The following is an 18,498-nucleotide window of genomic DNA, read 5'->3' on the forward strand; positions in this document are numbered from 1 at the left end:
ACGGTCGCTCCATCGAGCCCTGCCCAATGCCGTACCAAGTGAGGACATTATACGCGGGTGACCAGGCCAGTAACGATCCACTAGTCGGTCTGGCCAACCGCCGCTCTTTTGTCGACACCGCCGCCGAGACCTCGATCGACGCCGACGATCTCCCCTTCCGTTTCACGGTGAGCATCGGCGTCACCCGCTTCGGCCGAATGATGCCAACGCCCAGGCCGCGACCCAGCGGGCCGATGCCATCATGTGCCGGGCCAAGCACGCAGGCAGAAACCGCTGTGCGGTTCGCTGGTAGCCTCGGCGCCGCTCAGCGCAGCGTCGGGTAGCCCTCGACGAATACCCAGTCGGTCTGCTGCGCCGGTACATGGCAGCCCTTGCAGGTGCCCTCGAAGCTCTCGGACACGTTCTGCTCCGGCGCGTCGGCCTTGAACAGCGCCCAGCCCCAGCCTTCGCCCCAGTGGGGGCCGTCAAAGCGCCCCCGGCTGTCCTTGACCATCACGAACCAGATCTGCGGCTCGCCGGCCCACAGGGCCGGTCCGGTGGTCTTGTCACCGGCCTCGACGCTGCGGATCTCCTTGACCAGGACGGTGCCATCGGCGAACTCACCGCTCTCCTGATAGGCCCGCGCGGCCTCGGGCTGGGTATAGACGTCGTGGAAGCCGGCCCCGGGGGCCTCGGCGTCATTGATCACCCAGGAGCCGAGGTGAACCCAGCGGCCCCGGACCTCCGCCGGGAGCGAGATGCCGCCCTCGCCGTCCACGTGTTCGCGGTAGGTCGTCGTCGCCAGATCGGCGGCGAGGGCGGGAAGGCCGGTCAGCGCCAGCAACGTCGCCAGCCCAAAAGCATTGATGGTTGTCATGATCCGCTCCTCCTGTTCGGGTGCCGGGACGATCGCCGGCAATTGACAGTGTAGGCGGCACACTGGAACTGACGCTGGCGGAGATGCGGGAGGAGCGCTGCGGCCGACAGGCCGCTCTGGATCGGCTATGTGAACTGCTGGCAATCCAGTTACTGCGCTATCTGATGGATGCCGGCGAAGTGGAATCGGGGCTGCTGGCGGGGATGGCTCACCCCAAGCTGGTCAAGGCGCTGATCGCCCTGCACGACCGGCCGGAGGCCGACTGGACGCTGAACGGGCTGGCCCGCGAGGCGGGCATGTCCCGGGCCCGCTTCGCCAGCCTGTTTCGCGACACCGTCGGCCAGGTGGGCTAGAGCAGCCCCTCGGCGCTGACCAAGGTATTCCGCCGGCATACCGGCTGCTCGCCGCGGGGATGGCGCAGCGCCGACGCCGCGAGGGACGGGAACGGGAACGGGAACGGGAACGGGAACGGGAACGGGAACGGGAACGGGAACGGGAACGGGAACGGGAACGGGGTCTAATTGTAATGCCGGTCAGCGTTAACTGACTGGCATTAGCCGATAACGGCAGGCTTTCGTATGACCCGGATGATGCGGCGGGGCTAGGCGACTCTTATCCGCCCTGCCCCGGCGATCACTCCCACTCGATGGTGGCCGGCGGCTTGCTGCTCACGTCGTAGGTCACGCGGGAGACGCCGGTGATCTCGTTGATGATGCGGTTGGAGACCTTCTCCAGCAGCTCGTAGGGCAGGTGCGCCCAGCGGGCGGTCATGAAGTCGATGGTCTCCACGGCGCGCAGGGCGATCACCCACTCGTAGCGGCGGCCGTCGCCTACCACGCCAACCGATTTGACCGGCAGGAAGACGGCGAAGGCCTGGCTGGTCTTGTGGTACCAGCCGGCGTTGTGCAGCTCCTCGATGAAGATGGCGTCGGCCTCGCGCAGGATGTCGGCGTACTCCTTCTTCACCTCGCCGAGGATGCGCACGCCCAGGCCCGGCCCCGGGAAGGGGTGACGGTAGACCATGTCGTAGGGCAGGCCGAGCTCGACGCCGAGCTTGCGCACCTCATCCTTGAACAGCTCGCGCAGCGGCTCGACGAGCTTGAGCTTCATGGTCTCGGGCAGGCCGCCCACGTTGTGGTGCGACTTGATCACGTGCGCCTTGCCGGTCTTGGCGGCGGCGGATTCGATCACGTCCGGGTAGATGGTGCCCTGGGCCAGGAAGTCCACGCCCTCGATCTTGGCGGCCTCGGCATCGAACACGTCGATGAAGGTGTTGCCGATGATCTTGCGCTTGGCCTCGGGCTCGTCGACGCCCTTAAGCTTGTCGAGGAACAGGTCCTCGGCGTCGACGCGGATCACCTTGACGCCCATGTGCTTGGCGAAGGTCTCCATCACCTGGTCGCCCTCGGCCTTGCGTAGCAGGCCGTTGTCGACGAACACGCAGGTCAGCTGGTCGCCGATGGCCTTGTGCAGCAGCGCGGCGACCACGGAGGAGTCGACGCCGCCGGAGAGGCCGAGCAGCACGTGACGATCGCCTACCTGGTCGCGCACGCGGGCGATCTGATCCTCGATGATCTGCGCCGGGGTCCAGTTGCGCTCGCTGCCGCAGATGTCGAGCACGAAGTGCTCGAGGATACGCTGACCCTGCAGGGTATGGGTCACCTCGGGGTGGAACTGCACCCCGAAGAAGCGCTTCTCCTCCCAGGCCATGGCGGCGATCGGGCAGCTCGGGGTGGAGGCGGTCACAATGAACTCGTCGGGCACCCGTGAGACCTTGTCACCGTGGCTCATCCAGACATCGAGCAGGCTGTTGCCGGTGTCGTGATCGATGTGATCCGAGATGTCCTTGAACAGCGCCGTTTCAGCGTCGAGACGAATCTGCGCATAGCCGAACTCATGAACATGAGAGCCCTCGACGGCACCACCAAGCTGCTCGGCCATGGTCTGCATGCCGTAGCAGATGCCGAGCACCGGCAGCCCCATCTCGAACACGCACTGCGGGGCACGGGGCGAATCCAGCTCGGTGACCGACTCGGGGCCGCCGGCGAGGATGATGCCGTTGGGGGCGTACTCGCGAATCTCGGCCTCGCTGATATCGAAGGCGCGAACCTCGGAGTAGACACCGATCTCGCGCACGCGGCGGGCGATCAGCTGGGTGTACTGGGAGCCGAAGTCGAGGATCAGGATCTTGTGGGCGTGAATATCGGTCATGAAAGCATCCGCTAGGGCATCTAGGCCAAGGCTGAAAATACGTAGAAAATCCTGCGAGCGTTGCTGGATGAGCGTCAGGCTAGGCGAAAACGGCCGAGGCAGCGGAGTTGACGAGTCTGTCAATGAGCATGCCGAGGCCGTTTTCAACAACGCATGGCGCCATTCCAGCGGCGCTTTTTAACCAGCCCGATAGTTGGGGGCTTCCTTGGTAATTTGCACATCGTGCACATGGGACTCGTTGAAGCCGGCCCCGGTGATCTGCACGAACTGCGGCTTGGTGCGCATCTCCTGGATGTCGCGGCAGCCGGTGTAGCCCATGGAGGCCCGCAGGCCGCCCATCAGCTGGTGGACGATGGCGCTCATCATGCCCTTGTAGGGCACGCGGCCTTCGATGCCCTCGGGCACCAGCTTCTCGGCGCCGGCGTCCTTGTCCTGGAAGTAGCGGTCGGCGCTGCCCTGGGTCTGGGACATGGCGCCCATGGAGCCCATGCCGCGGTAGGCCTTGTAGGTGCGGCCCTGGAAAAGCTCGATCTCGCCCGGAGCCTCCTCGGTGCCGGCCAGCAGGCCGCCGGCCATCACGGTGCTGGCACCGGCCGCCACGGCCTTGGCCAGGTCGCCGGAGTAGCGCACGCCGCCGTCGGCGATCAGCGGAATGTCGTAGGGCACCAGGGCCGCGGCGACGTTGGAGACGGCGGTGATCTGCGGCACGCCGACGCCGGCCACCACGCGAGTGGTGCAGATGGAGCCCGGGCCAATGCCGACCTTGACGGCGTCGGCGCCGGCTTCCGCGAGCGCCTTGGCGGCCTCGGCGGTGGCGATGTTGCCGCCAATCACCTGGATCTGCGGGAAGTTCTCCTTCACCCAGCGCACGCGCTCGATCACGCCCTTGGAGTGGCCGTGGGCGGTGTCAACCACCACCACATCGACCCCGGCCTCGGCCAGGGCGGCCACGCGGTCCGGCGTCTCGGGGCCGGTGCCCACCGCGGCGCCGACCAGCAGGCGGCCGTCGGCATCCTTGGCGGCGTTGGGGAAGGTGCGAGCCTTCTCGATGTCCTGGAAGGTGACCAGGCCGCGCAGGCGGTTCTCGTCATCGACCACCAGCATCTTCTCGATGCGGTGCTCCTGCATCTTGCCCTTGATCACGTCGAGGGTGGTGCCCACCGGCACGGTGACGAGCTTCTCGCCGGGGGTCATGATGTCGGCGACGCTGTCGCCGTGGTTGGGCTGGAAGCGCATGTCGCGCTCGGTCACCAGGCCCACCAGGGTTTCCCCCTCCACCACCGGGAAGCCGGAGAAGCCGTGCTCCTCGGCCATCGCCAGCAGGTCGGCCAGCTTGGCCTTGGGGCCAACGGTGACCGGATCCTTGACGATCACGCTCTCGTGCTTCTTGACCTTGCGCACCTCGGCGGCCTGCTGCGCCATGGTCATGCTCTTGTGAATAATGCCGATGCCCCCTTCCTGGGCCATGGCGATGGCCAGTCGCGCCTCTGTCACCGTGTCCATGGCGGCGGAGACCAGCGGGATGTTCAGGTGGAGATCCCGTGTCAGCCGGGTCCGTAGGCTGACGTCGTTGGGCAGGACCTCGGAATACCCGGGGACGAGTAATACGTCATCGAACGTAAGAGCTTCTTGGGCCATACGTAGCATATCGGCAACACCCAGTGAGCTGGTGGGAGAAGGGAGGTAAGTTAATCCACCATTATAACGGGCGAAGGCGGGCCACGTCACGAACCAACACGACTCCATGCTACCCTGCCCCTGATATCCGAGGAGCCCGCGCCATGAGCCACCCCGATGCCCCACCCCTATCCGTCAGCGAACTCAACCATAGCGCCCGGCAGCTGCTGGAGGGGCGCTTCGGCGATATCTGGGTCGAGGGCGAGCTCTCCGGGGTCTCGCGCCCCAGCTCCGGTCATGTCTACTTTACCCTCAAGGATGAGCATGCCCAGCTGCGCGGCGCCCTGTTTCGGAGCCGTGCACGCTTCGTCGGGGCGCCGATGCGCGACGGTGACCGGGTCAAGGTACGCGGGCGGCTGTCGGTCTTCGAGCCGAGAGGCGACTATCAGCTGATCGCGGAAGCGGTGCAGGCCGCCGGCCTGGGCGAGCTGCTGGCGGCCTATGAACGGCTCAAGTCACGACTCGACAGCGAAGGCGTGTTCGCCAACGCCCGCCCTCTGGCCTGCCCGCCACGCCACCTGCTGATCATCACATCGCCTACCGGTGCGGCGATTCGCGACGTACTGGCGGTGCTTGCCGCACGCTGGCCCATGGTGAACGTGACGCTGATTCCAGTGGCGGTACAGGGGCGCGAGGCGGTGCCGACAATGATCTCGGCGCTAGGATTACTCAATCGCCAAGCGAATCTCGCCCCGGACCGCGACGTCATCCTCCTCACCCGGGGCGGCGGCAGCCTTGAGGACCTGTGGGCCTTCAACGACGAGCACCTGGCCCGGGCGATCTTCCATTCGCGACTGCCGATCATGTCGGCGGTGGGCCACGAGGTGGATGCGACCCTTGCCGACTTTGCCGCCGATGCACGCGCCCCCACCCCCTCTGCGGGAGCGGCACGACTGGTGCCGGATCGCCACGATCTCGGCCACCGTCTGGCGATGCTCCAGGCTCGCCTGATGCGCGCGATCCAGTCTCGCCTCGATGGCGAGGGTCAGCGCCTGGATCACCAGCGGGCGCGACTGCGTCATCCTGGCGAGAAGCTGCAGCACCGGCGCCAGGCGCTGGCACAACTGACCGGACGACTGACGCGAGCCCTTCAGGCGCGCCTGACCGAGGCCAGCCGGCACCAGGCCCAACTGCAGCGCCGCCTGACGGCACACCCGCCCGGCCGCCAACTGGCACTGGCCGAACGCCGCCTCGAGACGGCAAGCCAGCGTCTGAGCATCGCGGCACCGCGGGTGCTGGCGCGTCATCGCGAGCGTCTGACAGCAGTCGCCAGGGAGCTGCATGCCGTCAGTCCCCTGGCGGTGTTGGGCCGTGGCTATGCGATACTCGAGGATGAACAGGCGCGCGTGGTACGACGAGCCGACGACGCCGCCCCCGGCGACCGTCTGTCCGCCCGCCTGGGGGATGGACGCCTGACACTCGAGGTACTTCCTTATGACGCCGATATTCCGACCGGCAAGCGGTCGAACCGATAGCGCAGAAAGCTCACGCCCCTGCGCTATCTAAGCTTAGTCGCAAGTCGTCTTGACGTTCCGGGCCAGATGCCGTTTCGTCGACTGTTCTTGCGACACTCCCGCCATGGGCGGGACTTCATCAGCATGTATAAAGGAGTCACACATGTCTCTGCGCATCAATGACCTCGTACCGGACTTCGAGGCCGACACCAGCCAGGGTGCCATTCGCTTCCACGAGTGGCTGGACGGCAAATGGGCCATCCTGTTCTCCCACCCCAAGGACTTTACCCCGGTCTGCACCACCGAGTTCGGCGCCGTGGCCAAGCTCAGAGATGAGTGGGAAAAGCGCGATACCAAGGTCATCGGCATCTCGGTGGATGGCGTGGAGGAGCACAAGGGCTGGATCAAGGACATCGAGAGCTTTGCCAGCAGCGATGTCGGCTTCCCGATCATCGCCGACGAGGACCTCAAGGTCGCCAAACTGTTCGACATGCTGCCCGCCGAGGCTTACCTGCCCGATGGCCGGACTCCCGCCGACAGCGCCACGGTCCGCTCGGTGTTCATCATCGGTCCGGACAAGCAGCTCAAGCTCTCCATGACCTACCCGATGAACGTCGGTCGCAACTTCGCCGAGGTACTGCGTGCCCTGGATGCCCTGCAGACAGCCAACGGCAAGGGCGTCGCCACCCCGGCGGACTGGACCGTGGGCGAAGACGTGATCATTCCCCCGACGGTCTCCGACGAGGATGCCAAGGCCAAGTTCGGCGAGTTCGAGACCGTCTTCCCCTACCTGCGTCGCACCAAGCTTCCCCAGCAGTAAGCGGAGCACGATGCGATCCCCTGGCCCCCGCCACATGGCGGGGGACAGTCGTTTCGTGAGCCCTCAGCGCTCCGGCTTGAAGGTGGCAGGCTCCAGGTCGTGACGCCCCAGCAGCTTGTAGAAGTCGGTGCGATTGCGCCCGGCGATACGCGCCGCCTGGGTCACGTTGCCCGCGGTGAGCTTCAGCACCTTGATCAGGTAACGACGCTCGAAGGCCGCCCGAGCATCGTTGAACGTCGGCAACACGCTCTCTTCGGCCGCCAGCGCCTGGGCCACCAGCGCCTCGGGGATGATCGCGGTCCCGGTCAAGGCCACACACTGCTCGACCACATTGACCAGCTGACGCACGTTACCCGGCCAGGCACTGGCCGCCAGCAGCTTCAGGGCCTCCGGCGAGAAGCCCTTGACGAAGGGCTTGTGACGCTCGGCGGCCTGGACCACCAGGTGCTTGGCCAGCAACGGCACATCCTCGGGGCGTTCCTTGAGCGATGGCAGACGCAGGTTGACCACATTGAGGCGGTAGTAGAGGTCCTCGCGAAACTCGCCCTCGCCCATGGCACGATCGAGGTCGCGGTGGGTTGCCGAGATGATTCGCACGTCCACCGGCACCTGAACAGTGGAGCCCAGCGGGCGAACGTGACGCTCCTGGAGGGCACGCAGCAGCTTGACCTGAAGCGGCAACGGCATGTCGCCGATCTCGTCGAGAAACAGGGTGCCGCCGTCGGCGGCCTGAAACAGGCCACGATGTTCGCTGATCGCCCCGGTAAAGGCTCCCTTGGCATGCCCGAACAGCTCACTCTCCAGCAGCTGTTCAGGCAGGGCACCACAGTTGATCGCCACGAAGGGCTTTTCGGCCCGCGGGCTGGCACGATGAATGGCTCTGGCCATCAGCTCCTTGCCCGAGCCTGAGGGGCCGCTGACCAGCACGCTGACATCGGAGGCGGCGACCATGCGCGCCTGCTCCAGCAGGCGCTCCATCTCGGGGCTATGGGTGATGATCTCGGCACGCCAGGCTTCATCGCCATCCGTCAGCCCGCCCGGGACCTGGGTCAAGGCATCCTCGATGGCAGCGAACAGTTCGTCTCGATCCACCGGCTTGGTCAGGAAACTGAACACGCCCTCGCGAGTCGCCGCGACCGCATCGGGTATCGAGCCGTGGGCGGTGAGCAGGATGACCGGAAGCCCCGGCGCCGCCCGCTGTACCTCGCGGAACAGCATCAGACCATCCATCTCGTCCATGCGCAGGTCGGTAATCACCAGGTCGGGACGATTGACCTCCAGCGACCTGAGCGCCTCACGGCCGCTCGCCGCGGTGGTCAGCCGGTAGCCGCGACTCTCCAGTCGCATGCCCAGCAGCCTCAGCAGGCTGACGTCGTCATCCACCAGCAGGATATGGGCAGGCTGCCGGCGCCCGGCACTCCCGGCGGCTGCCATCCGGGTCGATTCAGCACGCGTTTGCAGGGGGGGCAGGGTCTTCACATCGAGGCCTCCATCACTCTTCGTTCTGCTGTCGCAGGTTGATACTTCGTTCGATGGCGGTCAGCGCCTCGAGCTTCTCCGTCAGGGCGGCCTTCTCCCCCTCCAGGGCGGTGATCCGGGCCTCGCTATCCAGCTGGGAGGAGTGCGCGGCATTCAGTCGCCCAAGCATGGCGCGGCGACGCTCCAGCTCGTTGAGCCAGTAGCGTAGCAGCGGCTGCAGGGTCACAGGCGCGGCACCCAGGTCGGCCTTGTAAAGCTCCGAGGCAAGCACCCACTGCCGGTGGTTCCCCCATGAGAGCGCCACGGCGCGGGCCAGGCGTTGCTCCGCCTCCTCACCTTCCAGGCGCTTGAGCATGGCATCACGCCAGGTGCGATCACCGCGCTGCGACGCCAGCCCGAAGTCGACCCACTCCCTCAGCAGGCACGCCTCGTTGGTGAAGCTCGGCAGTTCGGAGCGGCAGTGGGCGGCAGACTCCACGACACTGGTCGGCTCGGCGGAGTGCTCCATCAGCCCCTGCGACAGACTCTCGCAACCGACCAACCAGGTGGCCAGTAGACAGGTCAACAGGGGACGCAGCGTCATCACATCAGCTCCTTGCTTGTGGGTCTGCCAATTCGGCAGGCGTGTCAGTAGGATCACCCCTCGAGGGGGCAGTGTGCGGCAGCGTCAAGCGGAAGCAGACTGCCAGGCGTGGATCTGTCACCAGCGCCAACTCGCCCTGCTGCAGGCGGGCGCAATCCGCCGCTACCGAGAGTCCGATGCCGGAGCCCTTGAGCGGCCCCTTGCGACGCGTGCCGCCCTGATAGAAGGCCTCAAACAACCGCGGGCGATCCGCCTCGGCGATGGGTTCGCCGCTATTGGCCACTTCCAACTCAAGACGACCTCGACGCTGTCGAGCCCGGATCTCCAGCACACCTCCGTCCTCACCATAGGCGATGGCGTTGGAGACCAGATTATCGAGGATATGCTCAGTCGCGGCACGATCCAGTGGCCACACCACCGGGCCATTGAAGCCCTCGACCCGCATCCCCTTGTTGGCCAGCGCTAGACGGTGCTTGGCCAGCACTTCGTGCAGCAGGGTGGCAACGTCGAGCCGCTCAATCTTCACTCGGCGGTTCTGCTGCAGCAGATTGTAGTCGAGCAGCTGCTCGATCAGCCGCTGCAGCTCGCGGCCGCTGCCATCGATCAGCTCGAGAATCTCCTGCTGCTGTGGGGTCAGCTTCCCGGCCACTCCGTCGCCCAGCAGCGCAGACCCTTCACGCACGCTGGCCAGCGGGGTCTTGAGTTCATGAGACATATGGCGCAGGAAGCGCTGCTTTTCTGCCTCAAGCTCATCGAGACGCGAGGCGAGCCAGTCGAGGCGTTCATCCAGCTGAATCAACTCGGCGGGGCCCTGTACCGGGCGGGGTGGCGCATCACGGGAACCACTGCCGATCCCCAGGATACGGCGTTCCAGCTGGCGCACCGGACGAATGATTAGCCATGAGAACAGCAGCATCAGCACCAGGCTGGCCGACACCAGAGCACCGGTCTGCCACCACAGCTGTCTCTGTACCCCTCGCGCCCCTTCACGAATCGCATCAATGCGCGTATCGATGCGCTGATTGGTGGCCTGGCGCAGCGCTTCGGTATGCTCAGCGAGTGCCGGGAAAGCCTCGAGCCGATCCTTGAACGCGGCCAGCTCCAGGCCGGGCAGATCGCTCAAGCGCTCGAGAAGCGCCTCCAGCTCCACCATGACAGGAGCTTCCGGCAGCAGCTCCTGCTGCCGACCCAGCAGTTGACGATACTCCTCGAGCCGGGCGGCATAGATCTCCAGCAGGCTCTCCTGTTCCAGAACGGCATACTGCCGAGCACTACGCTCCATCTCCAGGGCCAATACCCCCAGGGTCCGGGCGCGCCGCGTCTCCTCCACCGCCTGGCGTGCGCTGATGTCGGCCAAACGGGTGAGCTCGGAGAGGGCCTGACCCGCCTGGAACATCAGCACGCCCAACGGCAGCATCACCACCACGAAGGCGATCAGCACGAGTTGCAGCAGGGAGCGGGGGCGCCAGCGACGGGCGACTCGGGTGGCCATGTCCAGCGTTCTTTGCAGATAACCAAGGGGCGGGGTGGCGGATGGGGTTGCCATCATGTCGAACCTTCAGGATACCAGAGTTTGCCTGGGCGCCGTGCCCTCTAGATCGCGGCATGCGAGCGGTAAAAAACATGCGAGTGGTAAAAAAAAGGCCGGCAGAGCCGGCCCAAGTACGCAGGGAACTGAAGGGTCTGGAAGGATCACCGGTGGCGGCCTGGTCCAGCCAACGCCCACCCTTCCAAACGGGCCGGGGAAGGCCCTCGAAGCCATGGGCGAGCCATCTGCCACCAGGGGCTGGCCCTCCTCATGCGGATGGCAAGCCATCGAGGGCCGACCATCCCGCTTCGTTTCTGGCGGTGTCGCCCGGCTTGGTCGTAACCAATGTGGCCGCGGCGCCACTGCGCGATTCTATCCCCCGCAAGGGGGAGAGGCATCCATGCCGGGGCATCCTTGCCCTTGGGTACACATCCCTGACCATGTCGGTACCCGTCTCATCGCAACCTAAGTCACACATCGCTAGGAGCAGACGTTGATCGCTTTGGAGGCGAGGCACAGGGCAGTGTCGTTCCGCCCCCGCCGCGATCGAAATGGCTCGAGCCGTAATGAACCACTCCCGTCGCTCACTTCACATATTGCGAACTTCGTGCCAAAATTAAATAAATAGCTAAAATTCAATTACTTACATACGCGCCTTTACTCAGGATGTGTTACAACCCGGGCGGCGGGGAGGCTTGCGACCGGGATTATGTCGCAAGAAAAAGACACAAGCGGAGAGGATCTCTAAACAGTCATACTTATCAATAGCTTAGAGAGTCGCCAAACCGCGACGACCGCACAGGAGGTGACACCTCACGGCGACAGGACATGGCTTGCCACATCGTTGCAAATGGCAGGCGAGATCGTTGCGATAACACGCCGGCATGCTCAGCCGAGTGACTTGATCAGCACCTTGGACTTGCGGGCATGGTTATAGGTGTCCCGGCGCAACGGAGGCAGCGCCTCGAGGTCGGCCAGGCGAAAGCCGTGCTCGAAGAACCAGTGAGTGGTGTGGGTGCTGAGGGCAAACAATGCAGACAGCCCCTGCCGCCGGGCACATCGCTCGAGCTCAGCGAGCAGTAGCTCGCCGCGAGCACCGCCACGATAGTCATCGTGAACCGCCACGCAGGCCAGCTCGCCCATCTCGGCATCATCGAACCGATGCAGGGCGGCACAGCCGATGATCATGCCGTCGCGCTCGATCACCAGATAATCGTCGATCTCGTGCTCCAGCCGTTCACGGGAGCGAGGCACCAGCATGCCGCGCTGCTCCAGCGGTTCGAGCAGCTCCAGCAGGCCACCGATATCCGCCAGCTCCGCCGAGCGCAGCTGCTCGTAACGATGCCGGGTGATCATGGTGCCGACCCCGTCGCGGGTGAAGAGCTCGCCAAGCAGGGCATCATGGTCATGCCACGAGAGCAGGTGCGTACGCGCCACCCCGTGACGGGCGGCCTGGCAGGCGGCCTCCAGATGACGTGCAAGCTCGCTGCCGGGGGGAGCCTGATTCAGCAGCGGCCCGGCCTCGGCGGGCGTCAGCTGACGCTGCAGCTGACCACTGGCATCGCAGAGGCCACTGGCCTCGCCGAGCAGGATCAACTTGTCGGCCGACAGCGCCATGGCAGCATGCTGGGCCACATCCGAGGCGTCGAGGTCGAAGACCTCTCCGGTGCTGGAGAAGCCCAGTGGAGGCAGCACCACCAGCGCTCCCTGCTCCAGCAACCCCTCGATGGCCTGGGTACGCACCCGACGCACCTCTCCGCTATGATCGAAGTCGACTCCCTCCCGCACCCCAAGCGGCTTGGCCATCACCAGGTTGCCGGAGATCGCGGAGAGCTCCACGCCATGCATCGGCGTATTGGGCAGGCCCAGCGAGAAGCGCGCCTCCAGCCATAGCAGCTGCTCGGCGGCCACACGCTCGATGCAGGCCATCACCTCACCCTCGGCAACACAGCGTCCCTGATGCTGGCCCGGCGTGATCCCTGCCGCATCCAGAGCCTGGCGTACCTGAGGACGAATGCCGAACACCACCACCAGCCGTACCCCCAGGGTATGCAGTAGCGCCAGATCCTGGATCAACTGCTCACCACGCCCCCGCGCCATCGCCTCGCCTTCGATCAGAATGACGAAGGTTCGTCCGCGATGAGCATTGATATAGGGCGAGGAGTTGCGAAACCAGTCGACGAAGGGGAAGCGTTTATCCAAGAGCCGCTCTCCGGCTGCGGGTGATCGAAAGGAGGGTCCACGACTATAGCAGAGCAACGGAAACGGCGGCACCACTAACGTGGTGCCGCCGCTCGGGGCTCCGTGCAGAGGATGGCCTGGGGCTCGTGGCCCCCGCCCCCCCATATGAGCTAGCCGAACATGCCCTTGAACATGAAGAAGAACAGGATGGCCAGCCCCGCACCGGCAGGCAGGGTGATCAGCCACGACATCGCGATGGTACCGATCACGCGCAGGTTGAGGGCCGCCATGCCGCGGGCCAGGCCAACACCCAGCACGGCCCCCACCAGGGTGTGGGTCGTGGAGATCGGTAGGCCGGTACCCGACGCCAGCACCACGGTGACAGCGGCGGCCAGGGTAGCCGCGAAGCCACGGCTGGGCGTGAGCTCGGTGATGCCGGTACCGACGGTGGCAATCACCTTATGCCCATAGGTGACCAGGCCGACAACGATACCGCCGCCGCCCAGCACCAGCACCCACCAGGGCACCAGGGCGGCCCCCTCGATCTCGCCGCCGCTATTTACCACGCCGATTACCGCCGCCAGGGGACCCACCGCGTTGGCCACATCATTCGAGCCATGGGCGAAGGCCATGGCACAGGCGGTGAAGATCATCAGCACTCCGAACACCCGCTCGACTCCGCTGAAGCCAAAATGATCGGTCTTGCGACTACTGGCCTGCACCCGCCGCTCCATAAGAACGCCCATTACGGCAAACAGCAGGCCGGCGAGTATCGCCAACAGCAGGCTGGTGCCGAAGTTAAGATCCAGACCAACATGCTTGAGCCCCTTGGTCAGAGTCACCATGGTGACCGAAAAGCCCACCAGGAAGACGTACATCGGTACGTAACGCTTGGCGGCGGCGAAGGGGTCGCGGGCCTCGAAGATCAGATGCTGTACCGATTTAAACAGGGTAAAGGCGATGGTGCCGGCGAGCAGCGGCGAGACGATCCAGCTGGCAGCGATCTTGCCGACACTGCCCCAGTCCACCGCCGCGGCTCCCAGGCCAGCCACGGAGAAGCCGACGATGGCACCGACGATGGAGTGAGTGGTGGAGACCGGCCAGCCCTTCAGGGAGGCGATCAATAGCCAGGTAGCGGCCGCCAGCAGCGCTGCCAGCATGCCATAGACCAGCAGCTGCGGGTCACTCTGGAGAAGCTCGGGGTCAATGATCCCTTTGCGAATCGTATTGGTCACTTCGCCGCCGGCTAACCAGGCGCCGAGAAACTCGAAGATGACGGCGATCAGGATCGCCTGCTTGATGGTGATGGCGCGAGAGCCCACCGAGGTGCCCATGGCGTTGGCGACATCGTTGGCCCCCACCCCCCAGGCCATAAAAAAGCCAAATAGGCAGGCCAGGATGATGAAGATCTCGCCGTGCTGCGCAATGATCGACATGAGGATACGTCCCCTCGTTACGGTCGTTTGATAGCATGTTCACAACGGCCCTGGCAGTGCCAGGGCCGTGGCACTCAGTTGGCAGTCATGATCTGCAGGCGGCTTCCCACACGCTCGGCACGATCGGAGAGCTGACCGACCCAGTCGATGATGGTGTAGAGGAACATGACATCGACCGGGGGCAGACGATCCTCGAGACCGAACAGCTGACGGCGAATGGCGACCTGCTGGGCATCGGCCTGATGCTCCAGGCGGTCCAGCTCACGAATCAGTTTCTGCATCACATCGCTGACGTTTCGCCCGAAGCCGGAGTCAAGTAGATCCCTGAGCTCCTCCAGGGCGTGACGTGCCTGGGCCACGCAAGCCACAGCGGTATGCATGTAGTCGCGCATCGGCTGGGCCAGCTCCTCGGGCACCTGCATGCGCCTGCCGAGCATGATGCCGGTGATATCGCGAACCTTGTTGGCGATCTTGTCCTGCACGCTGATCAAGTCGAGCAGATCCGAGCGCGACACTGGCAGGAACATGGTGTTGGGAAGATTCAGACGCAGCTCGGTCTTGAGCTCATCGGCCTCGTGCTCGAGGCGAGTCACCGTTTCGCGGTGAGCAGCGGCCGCCTCCCAGTCACCCACGAGGGTCGCTTCGAAGAAAGGCAGCAGCTGGTCGGCGCACTCGCTCGTCTTGACGATATGGGTCAGCAACGGCTCGAATGGCGAACGACCGAACATCGCGGAGAAGGGGTTGGATGTCACCATAGGGCATCTCGAAACCTTGAAAATGGCGGCGACAGTATAGTGACCCCTGCCGCCATCGTCATGGACTATTCATCCAATTTGCGAATCCCCACCTGATCGAGGCTGTCGACGCATGAGTCAAGAGATCGAACTGAAACTCGCCCTGGGCCCCGAAGGCCCCGACGCCCTGCGTCGTCATCCCCTGCTGAATGAGTCTTCATCAAGTGCCACCCTCCTCGGCAACACCTACTTCGACACTGCCAGGGGTGAGCTCGAGGCGGCACGCATGGCGCTGCGCCTGCGTCGGGTCGACGGCCGCCTGCTGCAGACGGTAAAGACCCGCGGCGAGGGCAGCGGCGGCCTGTCACGACGCGGCGAGTGGGAGTGGCGAGTTCCGGGGCCGGGACTCGATCTGGCCGGTCTGGAGGGGCTGCCACCGGCCGAACTGGGCAAGGACGTGCTGACGCGACTGGAGGCACGTTTTACCACGGACTTCCGCCGCGAAACCTGGCACCTCGAGCATCGCGGGGCCCGTATCGAGCTAGCCCTGGATGAGGGTGAGATCTCGGCGGCGTGTCGTCATGTCGCAATTCGTGAGCTGGAGCTGGAGCTCGTGGAGGGCGAGCCGGCGGCGCTATGGTCGCTGGCCGAGACGCTGGCCGAGCATGTGGCGCTGCGCCCCTCGGATACCAGCAAGGCGGCTCGCGGCGGAGCACTGCTGACGGGCGAATGGCGGCTCCCCCCGGGCGACTCACCGTCTTCGTGGCTGCACCGCGCCGTGGTGGCACTGGATGCTCACACCGATAGCGGCCATGGCGCCTGGCGAGAAGCGGCAGCCGACGCCTTTCGCCAACTCGCAGACCTGGGCGACACTCCTACGAGAGAGGCAGCACATTCACTTGCGAGGGCCCTGACAAACGAAGCCTGGTTGACGCCCTCTAACGGCCGATGCCTGTTGTGGCTAGCGCACCGTCTGTCGGGCCGGATACGCCTGGCCTGATCTCAATCACAAGGAAACCGTCCGTGAACTACCTCCCCAAACCCGCCGGCGCGGGCCTGCGCACTCGGGTCTTCCAGGTTATCTTCGAGTCCGACACCCCGCTGGCCAAGGGCTTCGATATCGCCCTGATCGTGGCGATACTCGCCAGCGTGCTGGTGGTGATGCTGGAGAGCATCGAGAGCCTTCGTGCCGACTACGGCACCCTGTTCTTCTGGCTGGAGTGGGGGTTCACCATCACCTTCACCGTGGAACTGGCGGTGCGCCTCTATTGCCTGGAGCGCCCCCTGCAGTACCTCAGGAGCTTCTACGGCATGGTCGACCTGATCGCCATCCTGCCCACCTGGCTGGCACTGATTGTCCCCGGGACCCAGACGCTGGTGATGGTGCGTCTGTTACGCACCCTGCGCATCTTCCGGGTTCTGCGGCTGATGGAGTTCGTCGGCGAGGGACGCCTGCTGATAGGGGCGCTGAAACGCAGCAGTCATCAGATCTTTCTGTTCCTGTTTACCGTCTTCATGCTGGTCTCGATCTTTGCCTCGATCGTCTACCTGATCGAGCCCGCCTCGGCCGGCTTCACCAGCATCCCCACGGCAATCTACTGGGCCATCGTCACCCTGACCACGGTGGGCTTCGGCGATATCGTGCCGGTGACCCCTCTGGGTCAGGCGATCTCGGTAATGGTGATGCTGATCGGCTACTCGATCATCGCCGTGCCCACCGGAGTCTTCTCCGCCGAGGTGATCCGCTCGATCCGCGCCGACCGCTACTCCGACGAGGCATGCCCGGGGTGCGGCCATGACCGCCACGAGCAGCGCGCCAAGTACTGCCTGCTGTGCGGCACCTGGCTCGACGAGGACACCCCCGACCCGCAGCTCTCCGAGGAGGAGCAGGAGGCCTGGTGGGAGGAGCATGGCGGCAAGGAGGAGGATGGCGACACCGACAAGGCGCCGCCGTCGGGCTGAGCCGTCGAGGTCAGTCGCGGAAGGGAGCGACGTCGCCTCGACCCTCGCGCAGGACCACCGGCGGAAGCTCGCGCAGGTCCACCACGCTGGTAGGCTCCAGATGACAGGCGCCACCGTCGATGATCAGATCGAGGTCGGCGCTGAAGCGCTCACGAATCTCTTCGGCATCGGTCATCGGCAGCTCCTCGCCCACCGGGATCAGGGTGACGCTCATCAGCGGCTCGCCGAGTGCTTCGAGAAGGGCGTAGGTAATGGCATGGTTCGGTACGCGGACCCCGATGGAGCGACGCTTGGGGTGCAGCAGCAGCCGCGGCACCTCGGTGGTCGCATTGAGGATAAAGGTGTAGGCACCAGGGGTATGCGCTTTGAGCAGGCGAAAGACGGCGTTGTCCACCTTGGCATAGGTACCGATCTCGGAGAGGTCGGAACACACCAGGGTAAAGTTGTGCTTGTCATCCAGGGCACGCAGCCGCTTGATCCTGTCGATGGCCTTCTTCTCGCCCAGGTGGCAGCCCAAGGCGTAGCCCGAGTCGGTGGGATAGGCCACCACACCGCCGGAACGGATGATGCCGATCGCCTGCTCGACCAGGCGCTTCTGGGGGTTTTCGGGGTGAATCTGGAAGAACTGGCTCATGGTCACGCTCCTGAATTGAACCGCGGCGCCAGCCGCGGATGGGTCCATACCGGCAGCGTGGCGGTGCGCGGCACCAGGCTCATGCTGCCCGGCGCCAGGTGGCCGCCGGAGAAGTGAAAGTCGCTGCCCAGCGAGGCATAGAGCCCGCGCTCCTGGAGCTGACGCGACAGGTCGCGGGTCACATCGGGATTCTGGAAGCCACTGACCAGCTCGGCGGCCTGGCCGCCGGCGACCCTGAAGTCGTCGAGCAGCAGGCCACGCTTGCGCCGCGTGAGGGAGTAGCGAAGGGGATGCGCCAGCACCGCCACGCCCCCCGCCGAAAGCACCCAGCCCACCGCCTCAGCCATATCCGGCCATAGCGCCTTGACATCACCCGGCTTGCCGGCCCCCAGGTATTTCTTGAAGGCGGTCGCGACGTCGGGCACCACGCCCGCCGCTACCAGCGCGCGGGCGAAGTCGGGACGGCCCAGGGGGCGCTCGCTACCGGCCTGCTCCCGTGCCCGGGCAAGGGCATCATCGAGACCAATTTTTTCCATGCGGGAGGCGATGGTCCTGGCGCGCTTCACGCGAGCCACGGCCTGGGCCTCGAGCCCCTCGACCAGCGCCCCCTTCACGCCCTCGGGCAGCAGGCCTACCACATGGATGCCGATGCCGCGCCACTGGGTGGAGAGCTCGGTACCGGGAATCAGTACGAGGCCCTCGTGGCGGGCCGCCTCGGCCGCCTCTGCCACACCGTCCAGGGTGTCATGGTCGGTCAGCGCCATGTGCGTCAGACCCTGGGCGGCGCAGAGCGCCACCAGATCCATGGGGGACAGGGCTCCATCCGAGGCGGTGGAGTGCATATGTAGGTCGATGCTGAGCGGCGCGGGGTCGCCCTCGAAGCGCAGGGGAAGTGGAGACATTGGCATGACGCCGATCGGCGACTTTGTCAGAATGGTCTATC

16 protein-coding genes are annotated in these 18,498 nt (G+C 65.3%); 5 read left to right on the forward strand and 11 right to left on the reverse strand.

The annotated features are described in order from the left end of the window. Window positions 1–304: 304 nt before the first annotated feature. Window positions 305–856 (reverse strand): cytochrome P460 family protein, encoded by a 552-nt coding sequence (locus tag GRB80_RS12900; protein WP_132045021.1) that lies wholly within the window; start codon window positions 854–856, stop codon window positions 305–307. Between the two features lie 20 nt (window positions 857–876). Here GRB80_RS12900 and GRB80_RS12905 point away from each other — a divergent pair, with 20 nt between their 5' ends. Next, window positions 877–1,209: a cupin domain-containing protein gene (locus GRB80_RS12905; RefSeq protein ID WP_161423840.1), complete on the forward strand. Its 333-nt coding sequence runs from the start codon at window positions 877–879 to the stop codon at window positions 1,207–1,209. A gap of 280 nt (window positions 1,210–1,489) precedes the next feature. Here the strand turns inward: GRB80_RS12905 and guaA are convergent, their stop codons facing one another. Together guaA and guaB are read right to left on the reverse strand one after the other, a co-directional pair. Further along, a complete protein-coding gene (gene guaA, locus GRB80_RS12910; RefSeq protein WP_132045025.1) occupies window positions 1,490–3,067 on the reverse strand; it encodes a glutamine-hydrolyzing GMP synthase in 1,578 nt (525 codons plus the stop codon). Window positions 3,068–3,244: 177 nt separating this feature from the next. After that, window positions 3,245–4,714: an IMP dehydrogenase gene (gene guaB, locus GRB80_RS12915; protein WP_161423841.1), complete on the reverse strand. Its 1,470-nt coding sequence runs from the start codon at window positions 4,712–4,714 to the stop codon at window positions 3,245–3,247. Between the two features lie 134 nt (window positions 4,715–4,848). Between guaB and xseA the strand changes: the two genes are divergently transcribed. Both xseA and GRB80_RS12925 read left to right on the forward strand, forming a co-directional pair. Next, complete coding sequence (xseA, locus tag GRB80_RS12920; RefSeq protein WP_161423842.1) at window positions 4,849–6,219, forward strand: exodeoxyribonuclease VII large subunit; 1,371 nt, start codon at window positions 4,849–4,851, stop codon at window positions 6,217–6,219. A 142-nt stretch (window positions 6,220–6,361) separates the two neighbouring features. Then, a complete protein-coding gene (locus GRB80_RS12925; protein ID WP_161423843.1) occupies window positions 6,362–7,018 on the forward strand; it encodes a peroxiredoxin in 657 nt (218 codons plus the stop codon). 63 nt (window positions 7,019–7,081) lie between these two features. Here the strand turns inward: GRB80_RS12925 and glrR are convergent, their stop codons facing one another. From glrR to GRB80_RS12955, 6 genes are all read right to left on the reverse strand, one after another. Continuing rightward, window positions 7,082–8,452, reverse strand: a complete 1,371-nt coding sequence (gene glrR, locus GRB80_RS12930) for a two-component system response regulator GlrR (RefSeq protein ID WP_132045063.1) — start codon at window positions 8,450–8,452, stop codon at window positions 7,082–7,084. 58 nt (window positions 8,453–8,510) lie between these two features. Beyond that, a complete protein-coding gene (locus GRB80_RS12935) occupies window positions 8,511–9,080 on the reverse strand; it encodes a hypothetical protein (protein WP_132045033.1) in 570 nt (189 codons plus the stop codon). Between the two features lie 4 nt (window positions 9,081–9,084). Further along, the gene (locus GRB80_RS12940; RefSeq protein ID WP_132045065.1) at window positions 9,085–10,572 is read right to left on the reverse strand and encodes a sensor histidine kinase; all 1,488 of its coding nucleotides are present in this window, start codon (window positions 10,570–10,572) and stop codon (window positions 9,085–9,087) included. Between the two features lie 924 nt (window positions 10,573–11,496). After that, a complete protein-coding gene (argA, locus tag GRB80_RS12945) occupies window positions 11,497–12,810 on the reverse strand; it encodes an amino-acid N-acetyltransferase (protein WP_161423844.1) in 1,314 nt (437 codons plus the stop codon). A 149-nt stretch (window positions 12,811–12,959) separates the two neighbouring features. Next, window positions 12,960–14,225: an inorganic phosphate transporter gene (locus GRB80_RS12950; RefSeq protein ID WP_132045037.1), complete on the reverse strand. Its 1,266-nt coding sequence runs from the start codon at window positions 14,223–14,225 to the stop codon at window positions 12,960–12,962. A gap of 74 nt (window positions 14,226–14,299) precedes the next feature. Then, entirely contained in the window at window positions 14,300–14,980 is a 681-nt protein-coding gene (locus tag GRB80_RS12955) for a TIGR00153 family protein (RefSeq protein ID WP_132045039.1), read from the reverse strand. Between the two features lie 112 nt (window positions 14,981–15,092). On the opposite strand from GRB80_RS12955, the gene GRB80_RS12960 reads away from it, so the two are divergent. After that, window positions 15,093–15,959: a CYTH domain-containing protein gene (locus GRB80_RS12960; protein ID WP_161423845.1), complete on the forward strand. Its 867-nt coding sequence runs from the start codon at window positions 15,093–15,095 to the stop codon at window positions 15,957–15,959. A gap of 23 nt (window positions 15,960–15,982) precedes the next feature. Next, on the forward strand, window positions 15,983–16,921 hold the full coding sequence (locus GRB80_RS12965; RefSeq protein WP_132045043.1) for an ion transporter: 939 nt from the start codon (window positions 15,983–15,985) through the stop codon (window positions 16,919–16,921). A gap of 10 nt (window positions 16,922–16,931) precedes the next feature. On the opposite strand, the gene GRB80_RS12970 is transcribed toward GRB80_RS12965, so the two are convergent. Both GRB80_RS12970 and GRB80_RS12975 read right to left on the reverse strand, forming a co-directional pair. Next, window positions 16,932–17,555 carry an L-threonylcarbamoyladenylate synthase gene (locus tag GRB80_RS12970; RefSeq protein ID WP_132045045.1) on the reverse strand — a complete coding sequence of 208 codons (624 nt, stop codon included), beginning with the start codon at window positions 17,553–17,555 and terminating at the stop codon, window positions 16,932–16,934. A gap of 2 nt (window positions 17,556–17,557) precedes the next feature. Beyond that, window positions 17,558–18,463: a PHP domain-containing protein gene (locus tag GRB80_RS12975; protein ID WP_161423846.1), complete on the reverse strand. Its 906-nt coding sequence runs from the start codon at window positions 18,461–18,463 to the stop codon at window positions 17,558–17,560. Window positions 18,464–18,498 lie beyond the last annotated feature (35 nt).

Origin of the sequence: Halomonas icarae (genome assembly GCF_009901955.1) — a bacterium.
Classification (GTDB): domain Bacteria; phylum Pseudomonadota; class Gammaproteobacteria; order Pseudomonadales; family Halomonadaceae; genus Halomonas; species Halomonas icarae.